The organism is Streptomyces sp. NPDC050161, assembly GCF_044460025.1.
In the GTDB taxonomy this organism is placed as follows: domain Bacteria; phylum Actinomycetota; class Actinomycetes; order Streptomycetales; family Streptomycetaceae; genus Streptomyces.
Window position 1 is genome coordinate 398,899 of record NZ_JBITJM010000006.1, and the last position, 26,388, is coordinate 425,286.

Consider the following 26,388-nt stretch of genomic DNA (forward strand, 5'->3'; position numbering starts at 1 on the left):
CGTGGCCCGTCAGACCAGGTGGGCCTGGATCTCGCCCGCGGCCTCGTGGCCGTACGCCTTGGTGAAGCGGTCCATGAAGTTGCTGCGGTGCAGCTCGTACTCCTGGGTGCCGACGGTCTCGATGACCAGGGTCGCCAGCATGCAGCCGACCTGCGCGGCGCGCTCGGGGCCGACGCCCCAGGCGAGGCCGGACAGGAAGCCGGCGCGGAAGGCGTCGCCCACGCCGGTCGGGTCGGCCTTGGCGTGCTCCTCGGGCGTGCCGATCTCGATGGCGGGCTCGCCGGCCCGCTCGATGCGGACGCCGTTGGCGCCGAGGGTGGTGACGCGGGTGCCGACCTTGGCGAGGATCTCCTCGTCGCTCCAGCCGGTCTTGGACTCGATCAGGCCCTTCTCGTACTCGTTCGAGAAGAGGTAGGCGGCGCCCTCCATGAGGGTGCGGATGGCGGGGCCGTCCATGCGCGCGATCTGCTGGGAGAAGTCGGCGCCGAAGGGGATGCCGCGGCTGCGGCACTCCTCGGTGTGCCGGATCATCGCCTCGGGGTCGTCCGCGCCGATGACGACGAGGTCGAGGCCGCCGACCCGCTCGGCCACGGTCTGCAGCTCGATGAGCCTGGCCTCGCTCATCGCGCCGGTGTAGAAGGAGCCGATCTGGTTGTGGTCGGCGTCGGTGGTGCACACGAAGCGGGCGGTGTGCAGCACCTCGGAGATGCGGACCGAGCGGGTGTCGACGCCGTGGCGGTCGAGCCAGGCGCGGTACTCGTCGAAGTCGTTGCCCGCGGCGCCGACCAGGATCGGCTCGGCGCCGAGCTGGCCCATGCCGAAGCAGATGTTGGCGGCGACGCCGCCGCGGCGGACGTCGAGCTGGTCGACGAGGAAGGAGAGGGAAACCGTGTGCAGCTGATCGGCGACCAGCTGGTCGGCGAAGCGGCCGGGGAAGGTCATCAGGTGGTCGGTGGCGATGGAGCCGGTGACTGCGATACGCACGACGGGTCTGCTCCTGCGGATGCGGGATGGACGTGACGGACGTGAAGCAACGCTACCCGGTCGGCACGCCCCGCTCCCACCTGCCGAAACTACCCAATAGTAGGGCTTTCTTCGCAGGCCGCGTGATGCGTACGGTTCCCCCATGACCAAGACTGTGAAAGCCGTCACATCCCCTGTGCGCCCGTCCGTCGCCGACCCCGAGTCGCTGGACCAGCTGCGCGGCGACTGCGCGCGGATGGCGCCGCACTGGAAGGCCGTGCACCGTACCCCGCCGGCCGCAGGCCGTGCGTCGGATCTGCGCGGGATCACGGTGTCCGCCGCCTCCGCCGCGCTGGTCGACGGCATGTCCGAGTACGGCGACTGACCAGGCCCGCCGGCCGGCCCCGGGTGCGGCCCGCCGGGCGGCACCCGCGGGGAACCGCCCGCACCCCCGCTCCGTCCCATCGGTGCCCCCTTCACGGAGGATGGCACGTCAGATGTCCAGCGGAGCCGAAGGAGCGATGCGGTGAACACCGAGGACACCCCCGATCCGGCACACCCCAAGGAGCGCAGGCGGCGCACCCCGTTGGTGGCCGCCTCGATGGCCGCCGCGGTGCTGCTGGCCGGCGGCGGGGCGGCGTACTGGGCGTCGTCCGCTTCCGGCGACGGTTCCGGCGCGCCCGCCGGGGCTCCGGGCGAGCCCCCGCCGCTCGCCCTCGACGGCTACACCGGCGGCGGTATCGCCGCAGGTGAGCCCAACCCGCAGGGCGCGAACTACCGCGCCGTGCACCAGCTGCCCGACGGGCCGGACGCGGCGCCGGTCTACCGCCCGAAGGGACAGATCAAGCAGGACGCGGTGAAGCGGCTGGCGAAGGCCCTGGATGTGGCCGGAAAGGTCCGTTCGGAAGGCACCACCTGGAAGGTCGGCGGGCTGACCCGGGACGCGCGCAGCCCGGTGCTCCAGGTGAACAAGACCGGCGCGGGGTCGTGGACGTACTCGCAGTACGGCACCCCGGGCGGCACGAACTGTGCGCTGCCCGCCTCCCCCGAGGGGACATCCGGCCAGGACGGCGGCTCGGGTACGCCGTCGAGCCGGCCCGGCTGTCCGTCCTACCGGGGCGGCCCGGACGCGACGACCGAGGACGACGGCAGCGGCAAGGGCGCGGTGTCGCAGGAGAAGGCGAAGCAGGCGGTGCGGCCGGTGCTGAAGGCGCTGGGCCAGGAGAACGCCGCGCTCGACGCGCACGGGCTGTCCGGGGCGGTGCGGATGGTCACCGCCGACCCGGTGCTCGGCAAGCTGCCGACGTACGGGTGGCAGAGCGATCTGCAGGTCGGCTCGGACGGTCAAGTGGTGGGCGGCAGCGGGCAGTTGGCGCATCCCGTCAAGGGTGCGGACTATCCGGTGCTGAGTGCGGACAAGACGCTGGAGCGGCTCAACTCCCGTGACGGGCGCGGCAGGCCGGGCGGCTGTGTGGCGCCGCAGACGGAGAAGGGCACGCCGGGCGACGGGATCGCGCCGTGCGAGCCGGCGCCGACGAAGGCACAGAAGCCGTCCGAGGTGACCGGCGCGGTCTTCGGGCTGGCCGTGCAGTACGTGGACGGCGGGCAGGCGCTGGTGCCTTCGTGGCTGTTCAGGGTCGAGCAGCCGGGCGCGGGCCAGGGCCCCGACGCGTCGACGACGGTCGCGCATCCCGCGGTGCAGCCGCGCTATCTCGCGCAGCGGGACGGCGGCCCTTCGGCGACTCCCGGGCAGCCGCACCGGCCCTCGGGGAAGCCCGGCGCGATGGCGCTGGAGGCGTACGGCGTCTCGGACGGCGGCCGGAAGCTGACGCTGCACTTCTGGGGCGGGGTGTGCAGCGATTACTCGGTGTCGGCCGAGGAGTCGGCGACGGCGGTGCGGACCAAGGTGGTCGGCGAGGACAAGAAGCCGGGACAGGCCTGCGTCAAGATCGCCAAGGAGTTCACGAAGACGGTGACGCTGGAGAAGCCGCTGGGCGAGCGCAAGGTGATCGACGTGTCGACCGGCACGTCGGTGCCCAGCCAGTAGCCCCGGGGCCACGGCGGCCCGGCATGACGAAGGCGGCGCTCCCTCGCTCCGAGGGGCGCCGCCTTCGCCTTCGTACGTCCGGCAGCCTCAGCTGAAGGAGTCGCCGCAGGCGCAGGAGCCGCTGGCGTTGGGGTTGTCGATCGTGAAGCCCTGCTTCTCGATGGTGTCGACGAAGTCGATGGAGGCACCGCCGAGGTAGGGGGCGCTCATCCGGTCGGTGACGACCTTGACGCCGTCGAAGTCCTTGACGACGTCGCCGTCGAGCGAGCGCTCGTCGAAGAAGAGCTGGTATCGCAGGCCGGAGCAGCCTCCGGGCTGAACGGCCACGCGCAGCGCGAGGTCGTCACGGCCCTCCTGCTCCAGCAGGCCCTTCACCTTCGACGCGGCCGCGTCGGACAGGATGATGCCGTCACTGACGGCGGCCTTCTCGTCCTGAACGCTCATCTACATCTCTCCCGGGTTGTACGGACCGCTTGTCAACGGATGCAACCAACTGCAACCGGCGACGTCCCGGATTAATTCCGGCTGGGCGCGTGGTGTCGAGGGACCTCCCGGGCACGGCCGGCAGGGCTCTCATGACATTGCCTCTTCATGCTCGCACACCTGCGCGCGGAGCCCGGCCGGCGTCCCGAAATCGGCCCCGCACGGATGCGTCACATCGACACGATGCCCATCGTCAAAGTGACGTGAAGCGGCTATGATAGATAGCGTCAAATAGACGAAAAGGTTCCCGGTGCGAGGCGCCGGCTCCCCTGGTGCGGCCACCTCGCCGTGCTCACCGAAGACAAAGAGAGGGTGCGTGTCGTGACCACCGCCCAGCCCCTGGACGTCCAGCCGACCCCGCTGGCCCTGCTGCTCCTCGGCCGCGAGGCCGACCCCAAGAGCGAGCGCGGCGTGGAGTGCCCCGGCGACCTGCCGGCCCCGTCCGACCCCGGCCTCGTCGAGCGTGCCCGCGCCGCCAAGGCGAAGCTCGGGGACAAGGTCTTCATCCTCGGTCACCACTACCAGCGCGACGAGGTCATCGAGTTCGCCGACGTGACCGGCGACTCCTTCAAGCTCGCGCGGGACGCCGCCGCCCGGCCGGACGCCGAGTACATCGTCTTCTGCGGCGTGCACTTCATGGCCGAGTCCGCCGACATCCTCACCGGCGACGGCCAGCAGGTGATACTCCCCGACCTGGCAGCCGGCTGCTCGATGGCCGACATGGCGAGCGCCGAACAGGTCGCCGAGTGCTGGGACGTGCTGACCGAGGCCGGCATAGCCGAGCAGGTCGTGCCCGTCTCGTACATGAACTCGTCGGCCGACATCAAGGCGTTCACCGGCAGGCACGGCGGCACGATCTGCACCTCGTCCAACGCCAAGCGGGCCCTGGACTGGGCCTTCGAGCAGGGGGGACGCCGGGACAACAAGGTGCTGTTCCTGCCCGACCAGCACCTCGGCCGCAACACCGCCGTCCGTGACCTCGGGATGTCCCTGGAGGACTGCGTCGTCTACAACCCGCACAAGCCGAACGGCGGGCTCACCGCCGAGCAGCTGCGGGACGCCCGGATGATCCTGTGGCGCGGCCACTGCTCGGTGCACGGCCGGTTCTCCCTGGAGTCGGTCGAGGACGTACGGGCCCGCATCCCCGGGGTCAACGTCCTCGTCCACCCCGAGTGCAAGCACGAGGTCGTGACGGCGGCCGACCACGTCGGGTCGACCGAGCACATCATCCAGGCCCTGGAGGCCGCCCCGGCCGGTTCGAAGTGGGCCATCGGCACCGAGCTGAACCTCGTCCGCCGCCTGGCGAACCGGTTCGCCGCCGACGACAAGGAGATCGTCTTCCTCGACAAAACGGTCTGCTTCTGCTCGACGATGAACCGCATCGACCTGCCGCACCTGGTGTGGGCCCTGGAGTCGCTGGCGGACGGCAAGGTCGTCAACCGCATCGAGGTCGACAAGGAGACCGAGCACTTCGCGAAGCTGGCGCTGGAGCGGATGCTGGCGCTGCCGTAGACGCCCGACGGGCCGCCGCTTCCCCCAACTCGCGGGAAGCGGCGGCCCGTTCGCGTCCCGTCAGCCGGTGCACTCCACCGTCACGGGCGCCGAGTCACCGGTTGCCGACACCCGACGCCCCCGCAAGAGACGGCTCGCGGGGGCGCCGTTTCCGGCTGTGCTTCCTTCCGGCGGGGCGCCGGTCAGACGCCGGCGGGCTCCGGTGTCCTGTCGCCGTCCTCCGCGGCGGCCGGTGTGCCGGTCTTCCCGGTGTGCCTGGCCGCCTTCTTCGCCGCCCGGCGTTCCTTGCGCAGTTCGATGACCGCGTAGAGCGTCGGGACGAGGAGGAGGGTGAGCAGGGTGGAGGTGATCAGGCCGCCGATCACGACCACCGCGAGCGGCTGGGAGATGAAGCCTCCGTCGCCGGTGATGGACAGGGCCATCGGCAGCAGCGCCATGATCGTGGCGAGCGCCGTCATCAGGATCGGCCGGAGCCGGTGCCTGCCGCCCTCGACGACCGCTTCGACGACGCCGTACCCCTGGGCCCGGTACTGGTTGATCAGGTCGATCAGCACGATGGCGTTGGTGACGACGATGCCGATCAGCATCAGCATGCCGATCATCGCCGGGACACCCAGCGGGGTGCCGGTGACCACCAGCAGGCCGATCGCGCCGGTCGCCGCGAAGGGGATCGAGACGAGCAGGATCAGCGGCTGGACGAGGGACCTGAAGGTGCCCACCAGCAGCATGAAGACGATGGCGATGGCGGCCAGCATGGCCAGGCCCAGCGAGGAGAAGGCGTCGGACTGGTCCTGCGAGAGGCCGCCGATCTCCGCGGTCGCGCCCTGCGGCAGCTTCAGGTCGCCGATCGTCTTCTGGAGGTCGGCGGTGACCGCTCCGGTGTTGTCGCCGACCGGCTTGGCGGTGATCGTCGCCGCGCGGGCGCCGTCGATCCGGGTCATCTTGACGGGACCGGGGACCGTCTTGACGGTGGCGATGTCACCCAGCTCGACCGGGCCGCCCGGCGTCGGGATGTCCAGCGCCTTCAACTCGGCGAGTGTGGTGGCCGGGTGGGCCGCCTTGATGACGACGTCCCGCTCGGTGTTGTCCAGGATCGCCTTGCCGCTGGTGGTGCCCTGTACGGCCTGGGCGACGGCGGCGCCGAGCGTGGTCTGGCTGTAACCGGCCGCCGCCGCCTTGGCGTTGGCGGTGACGGAGATCCGGGGCACGCTCTGCGAGAGGTCGCTCTGGACCTCGGTGACGTCGTCGATGCCCGCCACCGCGGTCCTGACCTGGTCGGCGGCCTTCTTGAGCACGTCCGCGTCACCGGCCTTGACGATCACGCTCAGGTCCTGGCTGCCGAAGCCGCCGCCCGCGGTGACGGTGGTCTCGCCGATGCCCTTGCCGAGCTTGTCCAGACCCGTGCGCAGCTCGTCGGTGACCTGGTCGGAGTCCGCGTCGTCGGCCAGCTTCACCTGGTACGTCGCCTGGTTGCTGCCGCTGCCGCCGCCGAACGCCGCCATGATTCCGGCGGAGCCGACGGTGACCTGGTAGTCCTCGACCGCGTCCGTGCCGGCCAGCAGCTTCTCGATCTTCTTGGCCTGCGCGTCGGACGCGTCCAGGCTGGTGCCCGGCTTCAGCTCCTGCTTGATGCTGAGGGTGTCCTGGCTGCCCTGGTCGAGGAAGTTGGTCTTCAGCAGCGGACCCATGCCGAGGGTGCCGAGCAGGATGACGACGGCGATGACCACGCTGGTGGCGCGGCGGCGGGTGGCGAAGCGCAGCACCGGTACGTACAGGCGCTGCAGCGCGCTGCGGGCCTCCTTCTCCTCGGCCTCGCGGCGGAGTTGCTCCGGGTCGCTGCCCTCGGGGATCTCCGGGGTGCGCAGGAACCAGTACGACAGGACCGGCACGACCGTCAGGGAGACCAGCAGCGAGGACAGCAGGGCGACCGCGACGGTCAGCGAGAAGGAGCCGAACAGGGCGCCCACCATGCCGCCGACCACACCGATCGGGAGGAACACCGCGACGGTGGTGAGAGTGGACGAGGTGATCGCGCCGGACACCTCGCGGACCGCGCCGAGGATGGCCTCGCGGCGCTCCTCGCCGTAGCCCAGGTGCCGCTTGATGTTCTCCAGGACGACGATGGAGTCGTCCACGACGCGGCCGATCGCGATGGTCAGCGCGCCGAGGGTGAGCATGTTGAGGGAGAGGTCGCCGGTCCACAGCACGATCAGCGTGATGACGACCGAGAGCGGGATGGAGACCGCGGTCACCAGCGTCGAGCGCAGGCTGAGCAGGAAGAGCAGGATGACGACGACGGCCATGATCAGGCCGAGCAGGCCCTCGGTGGTCAGCGACTCGATCGACTTGGAGACCGCGGGGCCCTGATCGGAGACGATCGTGACCTGCGCCTTGCCGAGATCCTGACGGATCTTGGGGAGCTTGTCCTTGACCGCGTCGGAGATGCCGACGGCGCTGCCGTCCTGGTCCATCGTCACCGAAACGGCCAGGCTGCGCTCGCCGTTGGTGCGGGTCAGCGAGGTCGGGGTGGCCGACTCCTGCTTGACGGTGGCCACGTCGCCGAGCCGGACGGCGTGACCCGCGCCCGCGCCGCCGGCCGCGGGGGCCGGGGCGACGCTCAGGTCCTTGATCTGCTGGACGGAGGTGAAGCCCGCGCCGACCTGGACCGTCTTGTTCCTGCCGTCCTCGGCGAACGAGCCGGCGGGCACCGACGTGCCGCCCGCCTCCAGCGCCTGCCCGAGCGCGGACGCGGACAGTCCGGCCGCGGCGAGCTTCTTGTCGTCGGGGGTGACGGCGACGACGCGGTCCTGGACGCCGCTGACCGACACCTGGCCGACGCCGTCGATGTTCTTCAGGTCGGGCACGACGCTGCGGTCCAGCTTGTCGGCGAGCGTCTGCTGGTCCTGGTCGGCGGATGACACGGCGAGGACGACGGTGGGGAGGTCGTCCGTCGAACCGGCCACGACCTGCGGGTCGACGTCCTTGGGCAGCTTGGCGCGGGCCCGGTTGACGGCCTGCTGGACGTCGGCGACCAGCGCCTTGGAGTCGTTGCCGTAGTCGAACTGCGCCATCACGACGCCCGAGCCCTCGCTCGCCGTCGAGGTGACGCCCTTGAGGCCGTCGACCGCCTGGATACCGTCCTCCAGCGGCTCGATCACCTGCTTCTCGACGACGTCGGGCGAAGCCCCCTGGTACGGCGCCATCACGGACACCATGGGGAGATCGATGGAGGGCAGGAGCTGCTGCTTGAGCTGCGGGATCGCGATGGCGCCGAAGGCGATCGCGACGACCGCCATCAGGGCTATCAGGCCCCGTTGTACGAGGCTGAGTCGGGACAGCCAGGCCATGGGTGGGGTCTCTCTTCTGTTCTGAGAACGGCGGCGGGCGGGCACTGCGATGCCCACCTACACCTTCGGCCATGGCCCGGCCGGTTTTCCTCGCTCGCAGGTCGGTTTCCGCTCACCGGTGCGTACAGCGTTCGGAGTACGGGGTCCGCACCCTCACTGCACCCGTGGGCGTACAAGTCCGGTTTCATACGCGATGACCACCAACTGGGCCCGGTCGCGGGCACCGAGCTTGGCCATCGCGCGGTTCACATGGGTCTTCACCGTCAGCGGGCTGACCGCCAGCTGCTCGGCGATCTCGTCGTTGGACAGACCGCCCGCGACCAGCGCCAGCACCTCACGCTCCCGGCCGGTCAGGCTCGCCAGCCGCTCGGCGCCCGCGCCCGGCGGCCCGTCGTCGGCCGAACTCCCGCCCTGCGCGAGGAACTTGGCGATCAGGCCCTTGGTCGCCGCCGGTGACAGCAGCGCCTCGCCGGCCGCCGCGATCCGGATCGCGGCGATCAGCTCGTCGGGCTCGGCGCCCTTGCCGAGGAAGCCGCTGGCGCCCGCCCGCAGCGACTGCACGACGTAGTCGTCCACCTCGAACGTCGTCAGGATCACCACCCGTACGCCGGTGAGCTGCGGGTCCTCGCTGATCATGCGGGTGGCGGCGAAACCGTCGACCCCGGGCATCCGGATGTCCATCAGGACCACGTCGGGCGCGCTCGCGCGGGCCATCTCGTACGCCTGGGCGCCGTCGGACGCCTCGCCCACCACCTCCATGTCGGGTTCGGAGTCGACCAGCACCTTGAACGCGCTGCGCAGCAGCGTCTGGTCGTCGGCGAGCAGCACCTTGATCGTCATGTCGTGGACTCTCCCGTACGGGCGGTGTGCAGGGGAAGCGTCGCCCGCACCTGGAAACCTCCGGTGGCCCGCGGCCCGGTCACGACCGTGCCGCGCAGCGCGTGGACCCGCTCGCGCATCCCGATCAGACCGTGGCCGCCGCCGCTCTCCCGCGGCGCGCCGTCGCCTTCCCCGGTGCCGGGCTCCTGGCGCCGGTGGGGCACGGCGGGGCGCCCCGCGCCGTCGTCGAGCACGGTCACCGTCAGCGTGGCCTCGGTGCGGATGATGCGGACGGTCGCCCGCGCGCCGTCGCCCGCGTGCTTGCGGACGTTGGTCAGCGCCTCCTGGACGATGCGGTAGGCGGTGAGGTCGACGGACGCGGGCAGCCCCTGGGAGGTCTGCGGCGCCTCCAGCTCGACGGGCAGTCCTGCGCGGGTGAATCCGTCGATGAGCTGGTCCAGGACGCCGAGTCCTGGCGCGGGCTCGGTCGGGGCCGTGGGGTCGTCGGACTGGCGCAGCAGGCCGACGGTGGCGCGCAGTTCGTCGAGCGCCGACCTGGACGCCTCGCGGACGTGAGCCAGCGCCTGTTTGGCCTGGTCGGGGCGGCTGTCCATGACGTGGGACGCGACGCCTGCCTGGACGTTGACCAGCGCGATGTGGTGCGCGACGACATCGTGCAGTTCGCGGGCGATCCGCATCCGCTCCTCGGCGACCCGGCGCCCGGCCTCCTCCTCGCGGGTCCGCTCGGCGCGTTCGGCGCGCTCACGGATGGCGTCGATGTAGGCGCGGCGGCTGCGCACCGCGTCCCCCGCGGCTGCCGCCATGCCCGCCCAGGCGAAGATCGCGAGGTTCTCCTGCGCGTACCAGGGGCGCGGCCCGTAGAGCATCGCCGCCGCGGTCAGCACGACGGCGGTCAGGGCGCCGAGCCGCCAGGTGGTGGAGCGGTCGGTGCGCGCGGCGAGGGTGAACAGGGCGACGACGGCGGCTGCGACGACCGGCGCGCGCGGTGCGGACGTCTGGCCGACGAGCTGGACGATGGTCACCACACCGACCGCGGCGAGCACCGTGCGGGGCCACCGGCGGCGGGCGACCAGCGGGAGGCAGGCGAGCGCGGCGAGGACGACGGTGGCCGGGGACAGCTCGCGGTCGAAGCGCGGGCCGTTCGGGCGGTGCAGCTCGGCCACCGCGCCGACCAGGATGGCCGCGAAGACGCAGGCGGCCACGGCGGCGTCGAACGCCAGCGGGTGCGTCCGGTGCCGGCGCGGGCGGGCGGCGCGGCGCGCGTCCCGGCCGGGGTCGAGGGAGGTCACGAGAGCAAACGGTAGCGCCCCGGTCCCGTAAGGGAGCCGGGGCGCCGTCCGCCGTGCGCTGGAGTGGCGGCGGGGTCCTGCCTGCGTGTCGCGGGCCGGGCCGTTCAGCCGGGGATGAGGCCGTCGTCGCTGAGCATTTCCCTGACCTCGTCGAGCGTGGCCTCGGGAGCCGGCAGGATCAGCTCGGACGGCTCCAGGGAGTCGTCGGGCAGTGGTGTGCCCAGCCGGCGCACCGCGTCGAGCAGTGCGGCCAAGGTGGTGCGGAAGCCGGTCTCGTCGCCGCTCTCCATCTCGTCGAGCAGCTCGTCGTCCAGCTTGTTCAGCTCGGTGAAGTGGGCGTCGTCCAGCTTCACCTGGCCCTCCCCCATGATCCGTACGATCACGACGGTCTCCCTCGGTCCGGTCCTGCGGTGCTGTGAGGCTAACCGCAGGTGCGGGTCACTGCTTGTCGAAACGCGGCTGGTCCTGCTGCGGCGCGGGCTGCCCCTGGGCACCCTGGCCGCCCTCGATGGCCTGCTTGCCCGCGGACGGGCCGCCGGCCAGCTCGGCCTTCATCCGCTGGAGTTCCAGCTCGACGTCGCTGCCGCCGGAGAGCCGGTCCAGTTCGGCGGTGATGTCGTCCTTGGCCATGCCGGTCGGGTCGTCCAGGGCGCCCGACGCCAGCAGTTCGTCGATCGCGCCGGCCCGCGCCTGCATCTGCGCGGTCTTGTCCTCGGCGCGCTCGATGGCCATGCCGACGTCGCCCATCTCCTCGGAGATGCCGGAGAACGCCTCGCCGATCCGGGTCTGCGCCTGGGCCGCGGTGTACGTGGCCTTGATGGTCTCCTTCTTCGTACGGAAGGCGTCGACCTTGGCCTGCAGCCGCTGCGCGGCGAGGGTGAGCTTCTCCTCCTCGCCCTGGAGAGTCTGGTGCTGCGACTCCAGGTCCGTGACCTGCTGCTGCAGCGCGCTGCGGCGGGACAGCGCCTCGCGGGCGAGGTCCTCCCGGCCGAGCGCGAGGGCCTTGCGCCCCTGGTCCTCCAGCTTGGACGACTGCCCCTGGAGCTGGTTGAGCTGCAGCTCCAGGCGCTTGCGGGAGGTCGCCACGTCGGCGACGCCCCGGCGTACCTTCTGAAGCAGCTCCAGCTGCTTCTGGTACGAGTAATCGAGGGTCTCGCGCGGATCCTCGGCCCGGTCCAGGGCCTTGTTGGCCTTCGCGCGGAAGATCATCCCCATCCGCTTCATGACACCGCTCATGGGCCTCGCGCGCCCCCTTCTGACCGAGTTACATCGGGCTTGGACTCCAGCACACCTACAGACCCCACACTACGGGCCCTGGTTCCATTACCGCACTGTTCGGACCCGGATGCGCTCCTCCTCCAGGACGATCGGCTCTCCGGCGCAGGGAGTAGAAGGTGCCCCGGGGGGCGTCATCCGGTCCGCTCTGTCCCGGTACGGCACCCGGAACAGGGCGACTCCGTTGCCGGATCGTGCCCCTCGGACCGTCGGCTTCGCCCGCCGACCCCGTACCCTTGGGTGTTGTGTTCCGAAGCCGTTCGAAGGATGAGCAGGCCGCGACCGCCAAGGTGACCGCGGACCAGCCCCAGCAGCCCCGCGACCCGCAGGCCCCCAAAGGCCGCCCGACGCCGAAGCGCAGCGACGCCCAGTCGCAGCGCCGCTCGCGCGCTCAGACGCCGACCAACCGCAAGGAGGCGTCGAAGGCCCAGCGAGATGCCCGTCGTGCCGACATGGCCAAGCAGCGCGAGGCCATGGCCAGTGGGGACGAGCGCTATCTGCCCGTCCGCGACAAGGGCCCGGTGCGCAGGTTCGCCCGTGACTTCGTCGACTCGCGCTGGTGCGTCGCCGAGTTCTTCCTGCCGATGGCCGTGATCATCCTGGCGCTCACCATGGTGCGGGTGCCGCAGATCCAGAACATCGCACTGCTGCTCTGGCTCGTGATCATCGTGCTGATCGTGCTGGACTCGATCACCATCTGGATCCGGCTCGGCAAGCGGCTGCAGGAGCGCTTCCCCCAGGAGAACCTCAAGGGCGTCAAGGCGTACGCGGTGATGCGCACCCTCCAGATGCGCCGGCTGCGGCTGCCCAAGCCGCAGGTCAAGCGCGGAGAGCGGCCCTGACCGCGACCGAGGCCCGGCCTGTCGGACAGGTCGGCGAACGGCCCGGCGCGCCCGCGGGTGTGCCGGGGGGCGTGGGCCAGGAGCTGGTCGCGCGGCAGGTCGAGGAGCAGATCGCCGCGCGGTTCCCCGTGGGGCAGCGGCTGCGGGTGCTTGACGCCGGTGTCGGCGACGGCTTCCAGGCGCTGCGGCTGGCCCGCGCGGGCCATCACGTCACGGGTCTGGAGTCCGACCCCGCGCCGCTGGCACGGGTCCGTGCGGTGCTGGCCGGTGAGCCGGACGGCATACGCGAACGCGTGCGTCTGGTCGAGGCCGACGGCCGGGAGACCGGCGTGCACTTCCTGCCGGGGTCGTTCGACGTCGTGCTCTGCCACGGCGTGCTGAGCGACGCCAAGGACCCGGACGCGCTGCTGGCGGGACTTGCCAGGGTGCTGGCCCCCGGCGGGCTGCTGTCCCTGGTCGTGCGGAACGCCGACGCAGCCGCGATGCGCCCCGGTCTCGCGGGCGACTGGAACGCCGCGCTCGCGGCCCTCGAATCCCCCGCGCGGGCCGGCCGGCTGGACGCGCTGACCACGACGCTCGCCGGGATCGGGGCGCCGTTGCAGAGCTGGTACGGCGTGCGGGTGTTCGGCGGTGCTCCGGACGGTGCGCAGGTTCCGGCGCAGGGCGGCCCGGACGCCGCCCGCAGGCGGGAGCTGCTGCTGGCCGCCGAGGACCGTGCCGGGCGCACCGATCCGTACCGCGCGGTCGCCGGGCAGCTGCACCTGTGCGGGGTACGGGGCGGCTGACGCCCCACCACACACGCCACAACGCACGGTGCCCGCAGACCTTCCGGCCTGCGGGCACCGTCGTCTCTGCGTCGTTTCTGCGGACCTGAGCTAGTCGGCGTGCAGGCTCATCGGCCCCGCGTAGACCTCCGTGTCGTCCTCGAAGAGCCTGACCTGGTCCACGCCGCCGTCGAGCAGCGCCTTCCATTCCTCACCGACCCAGGATTCGGCGTCCCCCTGCGTCGTGAATTCCTCCGGCTGCACCGCGGGCGCCGTCTGCGTACCGTCCGCCTTCTCGAACCGCCACGTCCACGCCATGTCCGCCTCCTGGATCCCACCGAGTACGTTCCTGGGCCACGGCGGGCCGTGCGCTGCGCGCCCCGCCGTGCCGTGCTGTCGTGCTGATCAGCAGCCTAACGGCCGTGTCGAGAGGTCCCCCGGCGCGCTGCCCCGTCCGGGCCGGGGGAAAATCGGCGGGTGGAACTGACTCTGCTCGGCACCGGAGCCCCCCAGGGGCTGCCGCGCCCCGGCTGCCCGTGTGCGGCCTGCGCCACCGCCGTGGGCGATGCGGCGCGGGCGGCGACGGCACTGCTCATCGACGGCGCGCTGCTCATCGACCTGACCCCGGGCCCGGCCTTCGCCGCCGCCCGCGCGGGCCGGTCGCTCACCGGTGTCCGGCAGGTGCTGCTCTCGCACCCGCACGACGGTCCCGTCCTGGAGGTGCCGGCCGGGCTGCCGCAGCCGGGCCGGGTCGCCGACGGGCGGGAGCTGGCGCTGCTCGACGGCCACCGGGTGCGGGCCGTCGCCGTGGACATCCCCGGCACCGGGTACGAGATCACCGGGAGCGGCGGTGAACGGCTGCTGTACCTGCCGCCCGGCGCGGCGCCCGCGGGCCTCGGCAACGGCACGGCGGCGGGCGGCGGTTACGAGGCGATGGGCGGCCCCGGGCCGTACGACCTGGTGCTCCTGGACGTGCTGGGGCGCCCTGACGCGCTGGCCAGGCTGCGGGCGAGCGGGGCGGTGGACGCGGCGACGGACGTGGTCGCCGTGCATCTCGACCACGACGTGCCGCCGGGGCCCGAACTGCACCGCAGGCTGGCGGCCGCGGGCGCGCGTGCGGTGCCCGACGGCGGGACGCTGCTGGTCGGCGAGTACCACGCGGTGCCCGATCTGCCGCGCCGCACCCTGGTGCTCGGCGGGGCGCGCAGCGGCAAGTCGGCGGAGGCCGAGCGGCGCCTGGCGGCCTTTCCCGACGTGCTGTACGTGGCGACCGGCGGCACCCGTGACGGGGACGCGGAATGGGCGGAGCGGGTGTCGCTGCACCGCGAGCGGCGCCCCGGCAGCTGGCGGACCGCGGAGACCTGCGACCTGGTGCCGCTGCTGACCGACGGCGGCCTGCGCGACGCGTCCGGCGGGCCCCTCCACGGCCCCGTCAGGGAGCCGGGCACCGGACGGCGCGCCGGGTCGGGCGGCGACGACGGGGCGATGCGGGTCTTCGACTCGTCGCCGCTGCTCATCGACTGCCTGGCGCTGTGGCTGACGCACGTCATGGACGAGGTGGGGGCCTGGGACGACGCGACGTGGGAGGCGACCGGCAGGCAGGCGCTGCGGGAGCGCACGGACGCGCTGGTGGCGGCCGTCCGGGCGACCCGCAGGCCGGTGGTGGCGGTCAGCAACGAAGTCGGTTCCGGTGTGGTGCCTGCGACCGCGGCGGGCCGCAGGTTCCGGGACGAACTGGGGCGGCTCAACGCGGCGTTCGGGGCCGAGTGCGAGCAGCTGCTGCTGGTCGTCGCGGGCCAGCCGCTTGCGCTGCGCGGATGACGGAGGGCCGCGGGGGCCCGTGTCCGCTTGCCCGGGGGCCCGGCTGCAGGTGCTCTTGAGCCGTGACCGAATCCGAGCTGACCGGAACCGCATCGCCCGACGGGCGCGCCGCCGCGCCCGGTGCCCCGTCCCGCACCGTGCTGCGGGCCCGCCCGGACGCGGGCCGGTGGGCCCCCGACCCCGATGACCCGTTCGGCCGGGCGGGGCGCGCCGACTCCGTCGACCCGCCGGGGGTCAGGCGGTCGGGCCCGCGCGCCCGCTGCTTCGACGCGGCCGTACGGGCCTATGTGGCGCGGCACCCCGAAGCGACCGTGGTGGCGCTGGGCGAGGGGCTCGGCACCGGCTACTGGCGCCTGGACAACGGGCGGTTGCAGTGGCTCTCGGTGCTGTCGCCGCGGACCGCCGCGGTGCGCCGGATGCTGCTGCCCGACGGTGCCAGACGGCGCACCGTGGTCCGTCCCGAGCACGGCAACGGCTGGCTGGACGCGGTGTGCGCACCGGAGCGCGGGGTGATCGTGACCGCTCCTGGGCTGCCGGTGCGGCTGGCCCCGCAGGAGGTGCGGGAGCTGCTGGCGGCGTGTGCCGGGCAACTGCCGGGCGGCGCGCTGGTCTTCGACGCGCTGCCGCACCGGGCGGCCACCCTCAGCAGCCGCTGCACCGCGCTGTCCGGCGGCCGGTGGCCCGCGCCGGTGCGCTGGGGCCTGGACCGCGGTCAGCTGGCCGCGGTCGCCGCGCTGCACCCGGCGATCACCGCGGTGCGCGAGCTGCCGCTGCCGGGCGGGCGGGGCGCGCTGCCGGGCGCTGCCGGGGCGTACGGGCAGCGGTTCCCGGTGCTGCGGTCGTGGACGCCCCTGGTGTGCGAGGTGCGGTTCGGCAGGGCGTAGGGCGTGCCCGGTGGCGTCCGAGCTGCCCGCCCGGTGTGCGCGCGGCGGCCCGTGATCCGCTCCGGTGCGGCTGCGTCCTTGCCGGCCGGCTCGCCGTCGGGCGGTTGCCGGTAATCTGCGCCCAATGAGCGCCCTGAACCTCGATGACTTCGCCCACCTGATCGAGCGCCCCGACGGCGGTGCGCGCCGCGACGCCGAGGAGCGGCGGGCGCGCCTGGCCGTGCCGCCCGGGGCGTTCGGCCGCCTCGACGAGCTGGGTGACTGGCTGGCCGCCACCCAGCAGCGGGTACCGGTGCGGCCCCTCGGGCAGCCGCGGGTGCTGCTGTTCGCCGGCGACCACGGCGTGGCCGGTCTCGGGGTGTCGAGCCGTCCCGCGGGCGGCACCGCTGACCTGGTGCGGGCCACGCTGGAGGGCGCGAGCGCGACCGCCGTGCTGGCCCGTGGCGCCGGGGTCCAGGTGCGGGTGATCGACATGGCGGTGGACTGCGACGCCGACGAGCTGCCCGGGGACGTCACCCGGCACCGGGTGCGCCGCGGCTCGGGCCGGATCGACACCGAGGACGCGCTGACGGCCGAGGAGGCCGAGGCCGCGTTCCGGGCCGGCATGGCGGTGGCCGACGAGGAGGCGGACGCCGGTACGGACATGGTGGTGCTGGGCGATCTCAGCGTCGGCGGCACCACCGCGGCGAGCACCCTGATCGCCGCGCTGTGCGGCACGGACGCCTCGGTGGTCACCGGGCGCGGCGGGGCCGGTCTCGACGACCTGGCCTGGATGCGCAAGTGCGCCGCGATCCGGGACGCGCTGCGCCGGGCCCGTCCTGCGCTCGGCGACCCGCTGGCGCTGCTGGCCACCGTCGGCGGCGCCGACCTGACCGCGATCACCGGCTTCCTGCTCCAGAGCGCGGTGCGCCGTACGCCGGTGATCCTGGACGGGGTGGTCTCGGCCGCGTGTGCCCTGGTGGCGCAGCGGGTGGCGTTCCGTTCGCCGGACTGGTGGCTGGCCGGGCAGCGCAGCGGGGAGCCGGCCCAGGCCAAGGCGCTGGACCGGATCGCGCTCAACCCGCTGCTCGATCACGGCGTCACAGCGGGCGAGGGGACCGGCGCCCTGCTGGCGCTGCCGCTGGTGCGGGCGGCGGCGGACCTGGCGGCGGAACTGCCGGTGCGTGACTGAGCTGCGCCCCTCCTGACCACGACACGGAGGGGGCGGTCGGCGTGCGCCGGACGGGTACGGGGGACGGCGGGGCCGGGGGCTTCGGCGAGGCGGAGGTCACGCGGCGGCGGGTGAACGCGGTGGCGCGCGGCGGCGTCTTGGTACGCGGTGCGCGGCCCGCGGGCCCGGCGGCGCATCCGGTGCGCGTGCCGCTTCGTTCCGTCTCCCGGTGGTGTGCCATCGATTCGCTCTTCCGCGCCCCGGCGAAATACCGGCCGTCCCCGGGGCCCCGGTCCATGCTCGGTGGTCAGCGCACCGTGCGGCGCGGCGACGGCGCCGGCGGCTTTCCCGGGCGGCCCGGCCTGCCGGAGTGGTGCGGCCGTGAGCACCTGGAGAGCACCCGATGAGCGAGCCGGCCCTGCGTCGCGCCGTACGCGCCGAGTGGGGGCCGCTGCTGCGGTGTGTGCGGGCGGCGCTGGCGGCGCGGAAGCTGCGGGCGATCCCGCTGACGCTCGCCTCGGTGGCGCTGACGCTGGTCCTCCAGTTCGTGCAGAACCAGCCGTGGGGCTATCGGCCGGTGCAGGATCTGGGCGCGGTGTACGCCGAAGCGCCGCTGTGGCTGGCCCTGTTGCGCACCCCGCTGTCGCTGTTCGTCCCGGCGCTCGACCTGCCGGTGTGGGGCGCGCTCGCGCAGGTGCTTGTGGTGTTCGGCGTCGCCGAGATCGCGCTGGGCCGGCGCTGGACGCTGGCGCTCGCGTACACGGCGACGCTCGCCGGGACGCTGTACGCGCGGCTCGGCATCGCCCTCGGGCCCGGCCATCCGCTCGGGCTGCCGCCCGGGGAGGCGCTGGTGGTCGACACGGGTCCTTCGGCGGCCGTGGTGGGCCTCGCGGTGTTCGTGTGCTGGCGCTACCGCGCGCGGGTGACGTGTGCGGCGGTGGTGGTGGCGATGGTCGGCGAGGTGCTGTTCATCAAGAACAACCTGGCGGGCAAGGAGCACATCGCGGCGGTGGCGGCGATGCTGCTGGTGTGCGCGGGGTGGGAGCTGGTCCACCGGCGGCGCGCGGCGGCGCCCGCCCCGTGCGTCAGCGGCTCGGAGCACCCCCGATGAGGTGCTCGGCCTTGCGGCGCAGTCCCGACCAGCGCCGGTCGTGGCGCCGCGCGCGGACCACGGCGCGGGCCCGCGCCCGGGGGCGGCGGCGGTAACAGCGCCTGGCCCAGGGCGAGTTGGGGCGGGCGAGCCGGACGGCACCGACAAGCGCGACGAACGGCACGACCACGCCGATGACCGCCATCCTGACCTTCCCCTTGGCGAGGGCGATGAGGGCGAGGAGGAAGTTGAGGCCGACGGTGCGGACGACGTTCAGCCGGTCGCGGGCCTCGCCGGGCCCCAGTTCGTCGACGCCGAACGGCAGGAAGCCGCCGAGGATCAGGGCGACCAGCGCGGCGGTGACGATGACGACCTCGACGCTCTTGGTGCCTTCCTCGGTCCAGTAGACGTCGTCGAAGTGCAGGATCAGCGCGAACTCGTCCAGGACGAGCCCCGCGCCCGCGCCGAACAGCACGGCGGCGATCCCGGAGCCGACGCCCTGCCGCCCGCCGGCGATGGCGGTGAAGCCGCCGACGACCATCAGGCAGACACCGGGGACGACGTGGTGGACGTGCACACCGCCCGGGGTGACGTTGCGGAACGGCCCTTTCCCCGCGCGGATGAGGCGGGTGACGGCCCGGGTGGCGGCGAAGGTCAGCACGAACGCGGCGAGGGCCAGCAGCAGGGGCAGCTTCCCGGGTTCGACGATGTTCCGGAACCACCAGTGACCCATGCCACATGCTCCACATATGTCGCGATTGATGGGTTTGGGCAATTTACCGCCGGGTGCGCCGGGATAGCCTGCCGCGATGACCGACGCGCCCGACCCCGCCGCCGACGCCGCACCCCCCGCCGCCCCGGGGCCCGGTGACGCGCTGCGCTTCGCCTTCGGGACGCTGACGGTGCTGCCGGTGCGGGTGCGCCGCTGGGACCGGGCGACCGCGCGCGGCGGGATGCTCTGCGCGCCGCTCGCCGGACTGGTGGCCGGACTCCTGTCCGCCGCACTCGGCGGGGTGCTGCTGGCGCTGGGCGGCGGGCCGCTGCTGGCCGCGGTCGGCAGCGCCGCGGTGCCCGCCGCACTCACCCGCGGACTGCACCTGGACGGCCTCGCCGACACCGCCGACGGACTGGGCAGCGCGAAACCCGCCGAGCAGGCGCTGCGCATCATGAAGCAGTCCGACATCGGCCCGTTCGGCGTCCTGACGCTGCTGTTCACACTGCTGGCCCAGGTGGCCGCGCTGGCCGAGCTGTACGCGACGGGCTGGGTGCCGGGCGCCGTGGCCGCCACCGTCGCCGGGGTCTGCGCCCGCTGCGCGCTGACCCTGGCGTCCCGGCGGGGGGTACCGGCCGCCCGCCCCGAGGGCCTGGGCGCCGTCGTGGCCGGGACCGTACCGGTGCGCGCCGGGCTGCTGTGCGCCGCGCTGGCGGTCGCCGCCTGCGCGGCGGCCGGCGCACTGTCCTCGCCGTACGGCGCGGTGCACGTGGGGGTGGCGGCGCTGCTCGCGCTGACCGCGTCCGAGCTGCTGCTGCGGCACTGCCTGCGGCGGTTCGGCGGGGTGACGGGCGACGTGTTCGGCGCGCTCGCGGAGACCGCGGGGCTGACGGCGCTGGTCGTCCTGGCGCTGGGCTGAAGCAGGCCGGGGGCGGGGCCACTCCGGGTTGCGCCGGGCCGACCGGCCCGCCACAGGAGGCACGGTGACACCGCCTCACCCGGACACCCCTTGTGGCACGGGTCTCATTCCGGGTGGATACCCGGTGAACCCTCCTCTTCCCACCCCCGTGGCAAATCCGTACGGATCACCGCAACTCCCCTGCCCCGGACGCCCTGTTGGGCCCCACGGGCACCGCCCCGACCCCCTCGGCGCACCGCTCCCGCCCGGCCGCACCCGGCGCCTCGCGGGCCCGCCGAGCGTAGGCTCGGCCGCAGCAGCGCCCCGAGCGCGAACGGATCCCCGGACGGAACAGGACTTTCATCACCGTGACTGCACTGACCCTCAGTACTTCTTCCGCCGCAACGGCGCGCGCGGATGCTGTCGTCGTGGGAGTGGCCAAGGGCGCCAAAAGCGTCGTGCCCGCCCCCGGCGCCGAAGCCGTGGACGAGGCGTTCGGCGGCAAGCTCGCCGCCGTCCTGGAGACCCTCGGCGCGACGGGTGCCGAGGGCGAGGTGACCAAGCTGCCCGCAGCCGGTGGCCTCAAGGCTCCGGTCGTGATCGCGGTCGGCCTCGGCGCGGCGCCCGCCAAGGGCGACGCCTACGACAACGAAACGCTGCGCCGCGCCGCGGGCAGCGCGGCCCGCGCACTGACCGGCACCAAGAAGGCCGGCTTCGCGCTGCCCCTGGAGGACGCCGAGGCCGCCGCCGCGGTCGCCGAGGGCGCACTGCTCGGCGCGTACGCCTTCACCGCGTACCGCACCAACGGCGCGAAGAAGAGCGCGAAGGGCGCGAAGGCCGCGAAGGGCGGCGACAGCGCGTCGGCGCCGCTCGCGGAGATCGCGCTCATCGGCGGCAAGCCGCGCGACAAGGAGTTCAAGGCCGCCGCCGAGCGCGCCCAGGCGCTGGCCGCGGAGATCAACCGCGCCCGCGACCTGATCAACATGGCGCCCAACGACCTCAACCCGAAGTCCTTCGCCGCCGAGGCGCAGGCCGCGGCCAAGGAGTTCGGCCTCAAGATCGAGGTGCTGGACGAGAAGGCGCTCAAGAAGGGCGGCTACGGCGGCCTGATCGGTGTCGGCCAGGGCGCGGACGCCCCGCCGCGCCTGGTGCGCCTCGCCTACACGCACCCCAAGGCGGCCAAGACCCTCGCACTGGTCGGCAAGGGCATCACCTACGACTCGGGCGGCATCTCGCTCAAGCCGGCCGGCCACAACGAGACCATGAAGTGCGACATGAGCGGCGCCGCCGCGGTCTTCGCCACGGTGACCTGCGCCGCCCGGCTCGGCCTGGAGGTGAACGTCACCGGCTGGCTGGCGCTCGCCGAGAACATGCCGTCGGGCAACGCCGTCCGCCCCGGTGACGTGCTGACCATGTACAGCGGCAAGACGGTCGAGGTGCTCAACACCGACGCCGAGGGCCGGCTGGTGCTGGCCGACGCGCTGACCCGCGCGTCGGAGGAGTCGCCGGACGCGATCGTGGACGTCGCGACGCTGACCGGCGCGATGGTGCTGGCGCTGGGCAACCGCACCTTCGGCATCATGGCCAACGACGAGGCGTTCCGTACCACGATCCACGAGATCTCGGAAGAGGTCGGCGAGCAGTCCTGGCCGATGCCGATGCCCGCCGAGCTGCGCAAGGGCATGGACTCCACGGTCGCCGACATCGCCAACATGGGCGAGCGGATGGGCGGCGGCCTGGTCGCCGGACTCTTCCTGAAGGAGTTCGTCGGCGAGGGCATCACCTGGGCCCACCTGGACATCGCGGGCCCGGCCTTCCACGAGGGCGCCCCGTTCGGCTACACCCACAAGGGCGGCACCGGCTCCGCCGTGCGCACCCTGGTGCGGCTGGCCGAGCGCACCGCGTCGGGCGACCTCGGCTGACGGGCACCCGTCCCGCTCGCCTGATTTGTCCGTACGGCCCCGGGCGCACCGCCCGGGGCCGTCGGTGTGCCCCCGGTGTGCGCGGGGGCCGCGTTCGCCCTCAACGAAATCCGCACGCCATTACGCACGAGTAACCCCGGAAGGCGGCCCGTCGGGCGCCTCCTGGCCCGGCCCGCCGTCCCAGCTTCGTGGAACAAGTGCGAAGATGGGTTCTTGGCAGGACAGGGCCCCCCTTACCCAGGGCCGAAGTTAAAAGCGGCCGAACCACAGCCGCCGCCCGGTCATCGGAGACCGGCTCCGGCGTACCCATGCATGGAGGACGTGACGTGGCGAACGACGCCAGCACCGTTTTCGACCTAGTGATCCTCGGAGGCGGTAGCGGCGGTTACGCCGCTGCCCTGCGCGGGGCGCAGCTGGGCCTGGACGTCGCCCTGATCGAGAAGGGCAAGGTCGGCGGTACCTGCCTGCACAACGGCTGCATCCCCACGAAGGCGCTGCTGCACGCCGGCGAGATCGCCGACCAGGCGCGCGAGAGCGAGCAGTTCGGTGTCAAGGCCACCTTCGAGGGCATCGACATCGCGGCGGTCCACAAGTACAAGGACGAGGTCATCTCGGGCCTGTACAAGGGCCTCCAGGGTCTGATCGCCTCGCGCAAGGTGACCTACATCGAGGGTGAGGGCAAGCTCTCCTCCCCGACCTCCGTCGACGTCAACGGCCAGCGTGTGCAGGGCCGCCACGTCCTGCTGGCGACCGGCTCCGTGCCGAAGTCGCTGCCGGGCCTGGAGATCGACGGCAACCGGATCATCTCCTCGGACCACGCGCTGACGCTGGACCGCGTGCCGAAGTCCGCGATCGTCCTGGGCGGCGGCGTCATCGGCGTCGAGTTCGCCTCGGCGTGGAAGTCCTTCGGCACCGACGTGACCATCATCGAGGGCCTCAAGCACCTCGTCCCGGTCGAGGACGAGAACAGCTCCAAGCTGCTGGAGCGGGCCTTCCGCAAGCGCGGCATCAAGTTCAACCTCGGCACCTTCTTCGACAAGGCCGAGTACACCGCCGACGGCGTGCAGGTCACCCTCGCCGACGGCAAGACCTTCGAGGCCGAGGTGCTGCTGGTCGCGATCGGCCGCGGGCCGGTCTCCGCGGGCCTCGGCTACGAGGAGCAGGGCGTCGCGATGGACCGCGGCTACGTCCTGGTCGACGAGTACATGCAGACCAACGTGCCGACCATCTCGGCCGTCGGTGACCTCGTTCCCACCCTCCAGCTCGCGCACGTCGGCTTCGCCGAGGGCATGCTGGTGGCGGAGCGGCTGGCCGGTCTCAAGACCGTGCCGATCGACTACGACGGCGTGCCGCGCGTGACGTACTGCCACCCCGAGGTCGCCTCGGTGGGCATCTCCGAGGCGAAGGCCAAGGAGCTGTACGGCGCCGACAAGGTCGTCGCACTCAAGTACAACCTCGCGGGCAACGGCAAGAGCAAGATCCTCAAGACCACGGGCGAGATCAAGCTCGTCCAGGTCAAGGACGGTGCCGTGGTCGGCGTCCACATGGTCGGTGACCGTATGGGCGAGCAGGTCGGTGAGGCCCAGCTGGTCTACAACTGGGAGGCTCTGCCGGCCGAGGTGGCGCAGCTCGTGCACGCCCACCCGACGCAGAACGAGGCTCTCGGGGAGGCCCACCTGGCCCTGGCCGGCAAGCCCCTCCACTCCCACGACTGACCCCAGTCCCGGGCGCGACCACATCCGCACTTCCCCGCCGTCCCGACACCGTTCGGGCAGGGGAAACCCCATCCGTTAGGAGCAACAGAAACCATGGCGGTTTCCGTAACCCTTCCGGCGCTCGGCGAGAGCGTCACCGAGGGCACCGTCACCCGCTGGCTCAAGGCCGAGGGTGAACGCGTCGAGGCCGACGAGCCGCTGCTCGAGGTGTCGACCGACAAGGTCGACACCGAGATCCCCGCGCCGGCCGCCGGCATCCTCTCCTCCATCAAGGTGGCCGAGGACGAGACCGTGGAGGTCGGCGCCGAGCTGGCCCTCATCGACGACGGCAGCGGCGCGCCCGCCGAGGCGCCGGCTCCGGCCGCCGCCGAGGCCCCGGTCGCCCAGCCCGAGCCCGCCCCGGCCCCCGCGGCCGAGGCACCGGCCCCTGCCGCCGCCCCCGCAGGCGGCGCCCAGGGCACCGACGTCGTGCTCCCCGCGCTCGGCGAGAGCGTCACCGAGGGCACCGTCACCCGCTGGCTGAAGGAGGTCGGCGAGGAGGTCTCGGCCGACGAGCCCCTCCTTGAGGTCTCCACCGACAAGGTCGACACCGAGATCCCGGCGCCGGTCTCCGGCACCCTGCTGGAGATCGTGGTCGGCGAGGACGAGACCGCCGAGGTCGGCGCCAAGCTCGCCGTCATCGGTTCGGCGGACCAGGCCGCGGCCCCCGCCGTCGCCCCGGCCGCCCCGGCACCGGCCGCCCAGCCCGAGCCCGCCCCGGCACCGGCACCGGCCGCTCCGGCGCCCGCGCCCGCCGCCCCGGCCGCCCCGGCTGCTCCGGCCGCCCCGGCACCGGCACCGGCACCGGCTCCGGCCCCCGCGCCGGCCCCGGTCACCCCGGCTCCGGCCGCGGGTGAGGGCGACGGCGCGTACGTCACCCCGCTGGTGCGCAAGCTCGCCGCGGAGAACGGCGTCAACCTCGCCACGGTCAAGGGCACCGGCGTCGGTGGCCGCGTCCGCAAGCAGGACGTCATCGAGGCCGCAGCCGCCGCCAAGGCCGCCGCACCGGCACCGGCCGCCCCGGCCGCCGCCGTCTCGAAGGCCCCCGCCCTCGAGGTCTCCCCGCTGCGCGGTCAGACCGTCAAGATGCCGCGGATGCGCAAGGTCATCGGCGACAACATGATGAAGGCCCTGCACAGCCAGGCGCAGCTCACCTCGGTCGTCGAGGTCGACATCACCGCGATCATGCGGATGCGCAACAAGGCCAAGGACGCCTTCGCCGCCCGCGAGGGTGTCAAGCTCTCGCCGATGCCGTTCTTCGTCAAGGCCGCCGTCCAGGCGCTGAAGGCCCACCCGGTCGTCAACGCCCGGATCAACGAGGACGAGGGCACGATCACCTACTTCGACACCGAGAACATCGGTATCGCGGTGGACGCGGAGAAGGGCCTGATGACCCCGGTCATCAAGGACGCGGGCGACCTCAACATCGCCGGTATCGCCAAGAAGACCGCGGATCTGGCGGGCAAGGTCCGCTCCAACAAGATCACCCCGGACGACCTGGCCGGCGCGACCTTCACCATCTCCAACACCGGTTCGCGCGGCGCCCTGTTCGACACGGTCATCGTGCCGCCGAACCAGGTCGGCATCCTGGGCATCGGTGCCACCGTCAAGCGCCCCGTGGTCATCAACCACCCCGACCTCGGCGAGACCATCGCCATCCGGGACATGACCTACCTGGCGCTCTCTTACGACCACCGTCTGGTGGACGGCGCGGACGCCGCCCGTTACCTGACCACGGTCAAGCAGATCCTGGAAGCCGCCGAGTTCGAGACCGAGATCGGTCTCTGAACGACGCGCTGACAGCGCACCGCACGAGTGGCCCCGCCCGGATCCGTCCGGGCGGGGCCACTCGCGTACCGGGACCGCGCAGGGCGGCACCGGGGACGGCCCTTACGGGTCAAATGCCCGGAAATAGGCGGCAGTCCGGGGTGCCGGACGCACCGGCAGTGAGCAGAACCACGTGTGAATCGGGCCCGCGGACCCGGTCGGGCGGTGGCCACGCCCCGTATCGTCTCCGTCACCACCCCACCCGCGAGGAGCACGTCATGACCCCGCCCGTCGTCCATTCGCTGCGCGAGCAGATCCGCGAGCACATCCTTGAGGGGATCGTCAGCGGCCGGTGGCAGCCCGGCGAACGGATCGTGGAGCGGCGGATCGCGGTGGAGCTGGAGGTCAGCCAGACGCCGGTGCGCGAGGCGCTGCGCGAGCTGGAGTCGCTCCAGCTGATCGAGTCGGCGCCCAACAAGGGCGTACGGGTGCGGAATCTGACCGCCGACGACCTGAAGGAGAGCTACCCGGTGCGGGCCGGCCTGGAGCAGGTGGCGGCGGAGCTGGCGGCCGGGCGGCTGGCGGCGGACACCACGCGGCTGGAGCGCGAGGTGGCGGCCCTGCGCGAGGCGGACCTGACGGCCGACGGGGAGGAGCAGGTCAGACACACCGTGGCCTTCCACCGGGAGATCGTGCGGGCGGCCGGGAACGCCGTGCTGCTGCACACCTGGGAGTCGCTGGGCATCGAGGTGTGGACGACGCTGTCGATCCGCTGGTTCAGCCCCGAGCCGCGGTCGCACGCGCAGGACCACCAGGAGTTGGTGGACGCGTTCCGGCGCCGCGACCCGAAGATCGGCACGCTGCTCAAGGCCCACGTACTGAGCTGCGCCCCGCGGGTCTGAGCGGGAGTCCCGGGGGCGTTCCGTCGCGGGCCTGACGCCCCTTCACGTGGCACGCGGTGCCCGTCACGCGGGCACGCTGTGCCGACTTTGGGCGATACCTCCGGAGTGCGTTGATCGATCATCGAT

At 73.0% G+C, this 26,388-nt stretch carries 23 protein-coding genes; 14 read left to right on the top strand and 9 right to left on the bottom strand.

Annotation, left to right across the window (positions count from 1 at the left end; translation table 11 throughout):
* Positions 1-9: 9 nt before the first annotated feature.
* Positions 10-984 (bottom strand): carbohydrate kinase family protein, encoded by a 975-nt coding sequence (locus ACIBK8_RS14165; protein WP_399042036.1) that lies wholly within the window; start codon positions 982-984, stop codon positions 10-12.
* Between the two features lie 142 nt (positions 985-1,126).
* On the opposite strand from ACIBK8_RS14165, the gene ACIBK8_RS14170 reads away from it, so the two are divergent.
* Positions 1,127-1,348, top strand: coding sequence for a hypothetical protein (locus ACIBK8_RS14170; protein ID WP_393679621.1), 222 nt, complete (start codon positions 1,127-1,129; stop codon positions 1,346-1,348).
* A 141-nt stretch (positions 1,349-1,489) separates the two neighbouring features.
* Complete coding sequence (locus tag ACIBK8_RS14175) at positions 1,490-3,010, top strand: hypothetical protein (protein ID WP_399042037.1); 1,521 nt, start codon at positions 1,490-1,492, stop codon at positions 3,008-3,010.
* An 87-nt stretch (positions 3,011-3,097) separates the two neighbouring features.
* Here the strand turns inward: ACIBK8_RS14175 and ACIBK8_RS14180 are convergent, their stop codons facing one another.
* The gene (locus tag ACIBK8_RS14180; protein ID WP_227048131.1) at positions 3,098-3,454 is read right to left on the bottom strand and encodes an iron-sulfur cluster assembly accessory protein; all 357 of its coding nucleotides are present in this window, start codon (positions 3,452-3,454) and stop codon (positions 3,098-3,100) included.
* Positions 3,455-3,805: 351 nt separating this feature from the next.
* Here ACIBK8_RS14180 and nadA point away from each other — a divergent pair, with 351 nt between their 5' ends.
* Positions 3,806-5,005, top strand: a complete 1,200-nt coding sequence (gene nadA / locus ACIBK8_RS14185) for a quinolinate synthase NadA (protein ID WP_399042038.1) — start codon at positions 3,806-3,808, stop codon at positions 5,003-5,005.
* Between the two features lie 182 nt (positions 5,006-5,187).
* Here the strand turns inward: nadA and ACIBK8_RS14190 are convergent, their stop codons facing one another.
* From ACIBK8_RS14190 to ACIBK8_RS14210, 5 genes are all read right to left on the bottom strand, one after another.
* The gene (locus tag ACIBK8_RS14190) at positions 5,188-8,352 is read right to left on the bottom strand and encodes an efflux RND transporter permease subunit (protein WP_399042039.1); all 3,165 of its coding nucleotides are present in this window, start codon (positions 8,350-8,352) and stop codon (positions 5,188-5,190) included.
* A gap of 153 nt (positions 8,353-8,505) precedes the next feature.
* Positions 8,506-9,192 carry a response regulator gene (locus tag ACIBK8_RS14195; protein ID WP_393679629.1) on the bottom strand — a complete coding sequence of 229 codons (687 nt, stop codon included), beginning with the start codon at positions 9,190-9,192 and terminating at the stop codon, positions 8,506-8,508.
* Complete coding sequence (locus tag ACIBK8_RS14200) at positions 9,189-10,481, bottom strand: sensor histidine kinase (RefSeq protein WP_399042040.1); 1,293 nt, start codon at positions 10,479-10,481, stop codon at positions 9,189-9,191. The genes ACIBK8_RS14195 and ACIBK8_RS14200 overlap by 4 nt, the downstream gene beginning before the upstream one ends.
* A 104-nt stretch (positions 10,482-10,585) precedes the next feature.
* Positions 10,586-10,864: a hypothetical protein gene (locus ACIBK8_RS14205; RefSeq protein WP_399042041.1), complete on the bottom strand. Its 279-nt coding sequence runs from the start codon at positions 10,862-10,864 to the stop codon at positions 10,586-10,588.
* 55 nt (positions 10,865-10,919) lie between these two features.
* The gene (locus ACIBK8_RS14210; protein ID WP_393679634.1) at positions 10,920-11,717 is read right to left on the bottom strand and encodes a PspA/IM30 family protein; all 798 of its coding nucleotides are present in this window, start codon (positions 11,715-11,717) and stop codon (positions 10,920-10,922) included.
* Positions 11,718-12,001: 284 nt separating this feature from the next.
* Here ACIBK8_RS14210 and ACIBK8_RS14215 point away from each other — a divergent pair, with 284 nt between their 5' ends.
* Together ACIBK8_RS14215 and ACIBK8_RS14220 are read left to right on the top strand one after the other, a co-directional pair.
* Complete coding sequence (locus tag ACIBK8_RS14215) at positions 12,002-12,598, top strand: DUF3043 domain-containing protein (RefSeq protein WP_393679635.1); 597 nt, start codon at positions 12,002-12,004, stop codon at positions 12,596-12,598.
* A 71-nt stretch (positions 12,599-12,669) separates the two neighbouring features.
* Complete coding sequence (locus ACIBK8_RS14220) at positions 12,670-13,383, top strand: class I SAM-dependent methyltransferase (protein ID WP_399042042.1); 714 nt, start codon at positions 12,670-12,672, stop codon at positions 13,381-13,383.
* A gap of 90 nt (positions 13,384-13,473) precedes the next feature.
* On the opposite strand, the gene ACIBK8_RS14225 is transcribed toward ACIBK8_RS14220, so the two are convergent.
* Positions 13,474-13,680, bottom strand: coding sequence for a hypothetical protein (locus tag ACIBK8_RS14225; RefSeq protein WP_399042044.1), 207 nt, complete (start codon positions 13,678-13,680; stop codon positions 13,474-13,476).
* Between the two features lie 159 nt (positions 13,681-13,839).
* On the opposite strand from ACIBK8_RS14225, the gene ACIBK8_RS14230 reads away from it, so the two are divergent.
* From ACIBK8_RS14230 to ACIBK8_RS14245, 4 genes are all read left to right on the top strand, one after another.
* Positions 13,840-15,183 (top strand): bifunctional adenosylcobinamide kinase/adenosylcobinamide-phosphate guanylyltransferase, encoded by a 1,344-nt coding sequence (locus ACIBK8_RS14230; protein ID WP_399042045.1) that lies wholly within the window; start codon positions 13,840-13,842, stop codon positions 15,181-15,183.
* A 62-nt stretch (positions 15,184-15,245) separates the two neighbouring features.
* On the top strand, positions 15,246-16,067 hold the full coding sequence (locus ACIBK8_RS14235; protein WP_399042046.1) for a class I SAM-dependent methyltransferase: 822 nt from the start codon (positions 15,246-15,248) through the stop codon (positions 16,065-16,067).
* 124 nt (positions 16,068-16,191) lie between these two features.
* Complete coding sequence (gene cobT / locus ACIBK8_RS14240) at positions 16,192-17,238, top strand: nicotinate-nucleotide--dimethylbenzimidazole phosphoribosyltransferase (RefSeq protein WP_399042047.1); 1,047 nt, start codon at positions 16,192-16,194, stop codon at positions 17,236-17,238.
* 382 nt (positions 17,239-17,620) lie between these two features.
* A complete protein-coding gene (locus tag ACIBK8_RS14245) occupies positions 17,621-18,328 on the top strand; it encodes a hypothetical protein (protein WP_399042048.1) in 708 nt (235 codons plus the stop codon).
* Here the strand turns inward: ACIBK8_RS14245 and ACIBK8_RS14250 are convergent.
* Positions 18,303-19,040 carry a hypothetical protein gene (locus tag ACIBK8_RS14250; protein WP_399042049.1) on the bottom strand — a complete coding sequence of 246 codons (738 nt, stop codon included), beginning with the start codon at positions 19,038-19,040 and terminating at the stop codon, positions 18,303-18,305. The genes ACIBK8_RS14245 and ACIBK8_RS14250 overlap by 26 nt on opposite strands.
* Positions 19,041-19,116: 76 nt before the next feature.
* Between ACIBK8_RS14250 and ACIBK8_RS14255 the strand changes: the two genes are divergently transcribed.
* The 5 genes from ACIBK8_RS14255 to ACIBK8_RS14275 all read left to right on the top strand — a co-directional run bounded on the left by ACIBK8_RS14255 (position 19,117) and on the right by ACIBK8_RS14275 (position 26,262).
* A complete protein-coding gene (locus ACIBK8_RS14255) occupies positions 19,117-19,938 on the top strand; it encodes an adenosylcobinamide-GDP ribazoletransferase (RefSeq protein ID WP_399042050.1) in 822 nt (273 codons plus the stop codon).
* A gap of 347 nt (positions 19,939-20,285) precedes the next feature.
* A complete protein-coding gene (locus ACIBK8_RS14260) occupies positions 20,286-21,839 on the top strand; it encodes a leucyl aminopeptidase (RefSeq protein ID WP_399042051.1) in 1,554 nt (517 codons plus the stop codon).
* Positions 21,840-22,165: 326 nt separating this feature from the next.
* Positions 22,166-23,554, top strand: a complete 1,389-nt coding sequence (gene lpdA / locus ACIBK8_RS14265; protein ID WP_399042052.1) for a dihydrolipoyl dehydrogenase — start codon at positions 22,166-22,168, stop codon at positions 23,552-23,554.
* A gap of 93 nt (positions 23,555-23,647) precedes the next feature.
* Positions 23,648-25,381 carry a 2-oxoglutarate dehydrogenase, E2 component, dihydrolipoamide succinyltransferase gene (gene sucB / locus ACIBK8_RS14270; protein ID WP_399042053.1) on the top strand — a complete coding sequence of 578 codons (1,734 nt, stop codon included), beginning with the start codon at positions 23,648-23,650 and terminating at the stop codon, positions 25,379-25,381.
* Between the two features lie 257 nt (positions 25,382-25,638).
* Positions 25,639-26,262 (top strand): GntR family transcriptional regulator, encoded by a 624-nt coding sequence (locus tag ACIBK8_RS14275; protein ID WP_393679654.1) that lies wholly within the window; start codon positions 25,639-25,641, stop codon positions 26,260-26,262.
* Positions 26,263-26,388 lie beyond the last annotated feature (126 nt).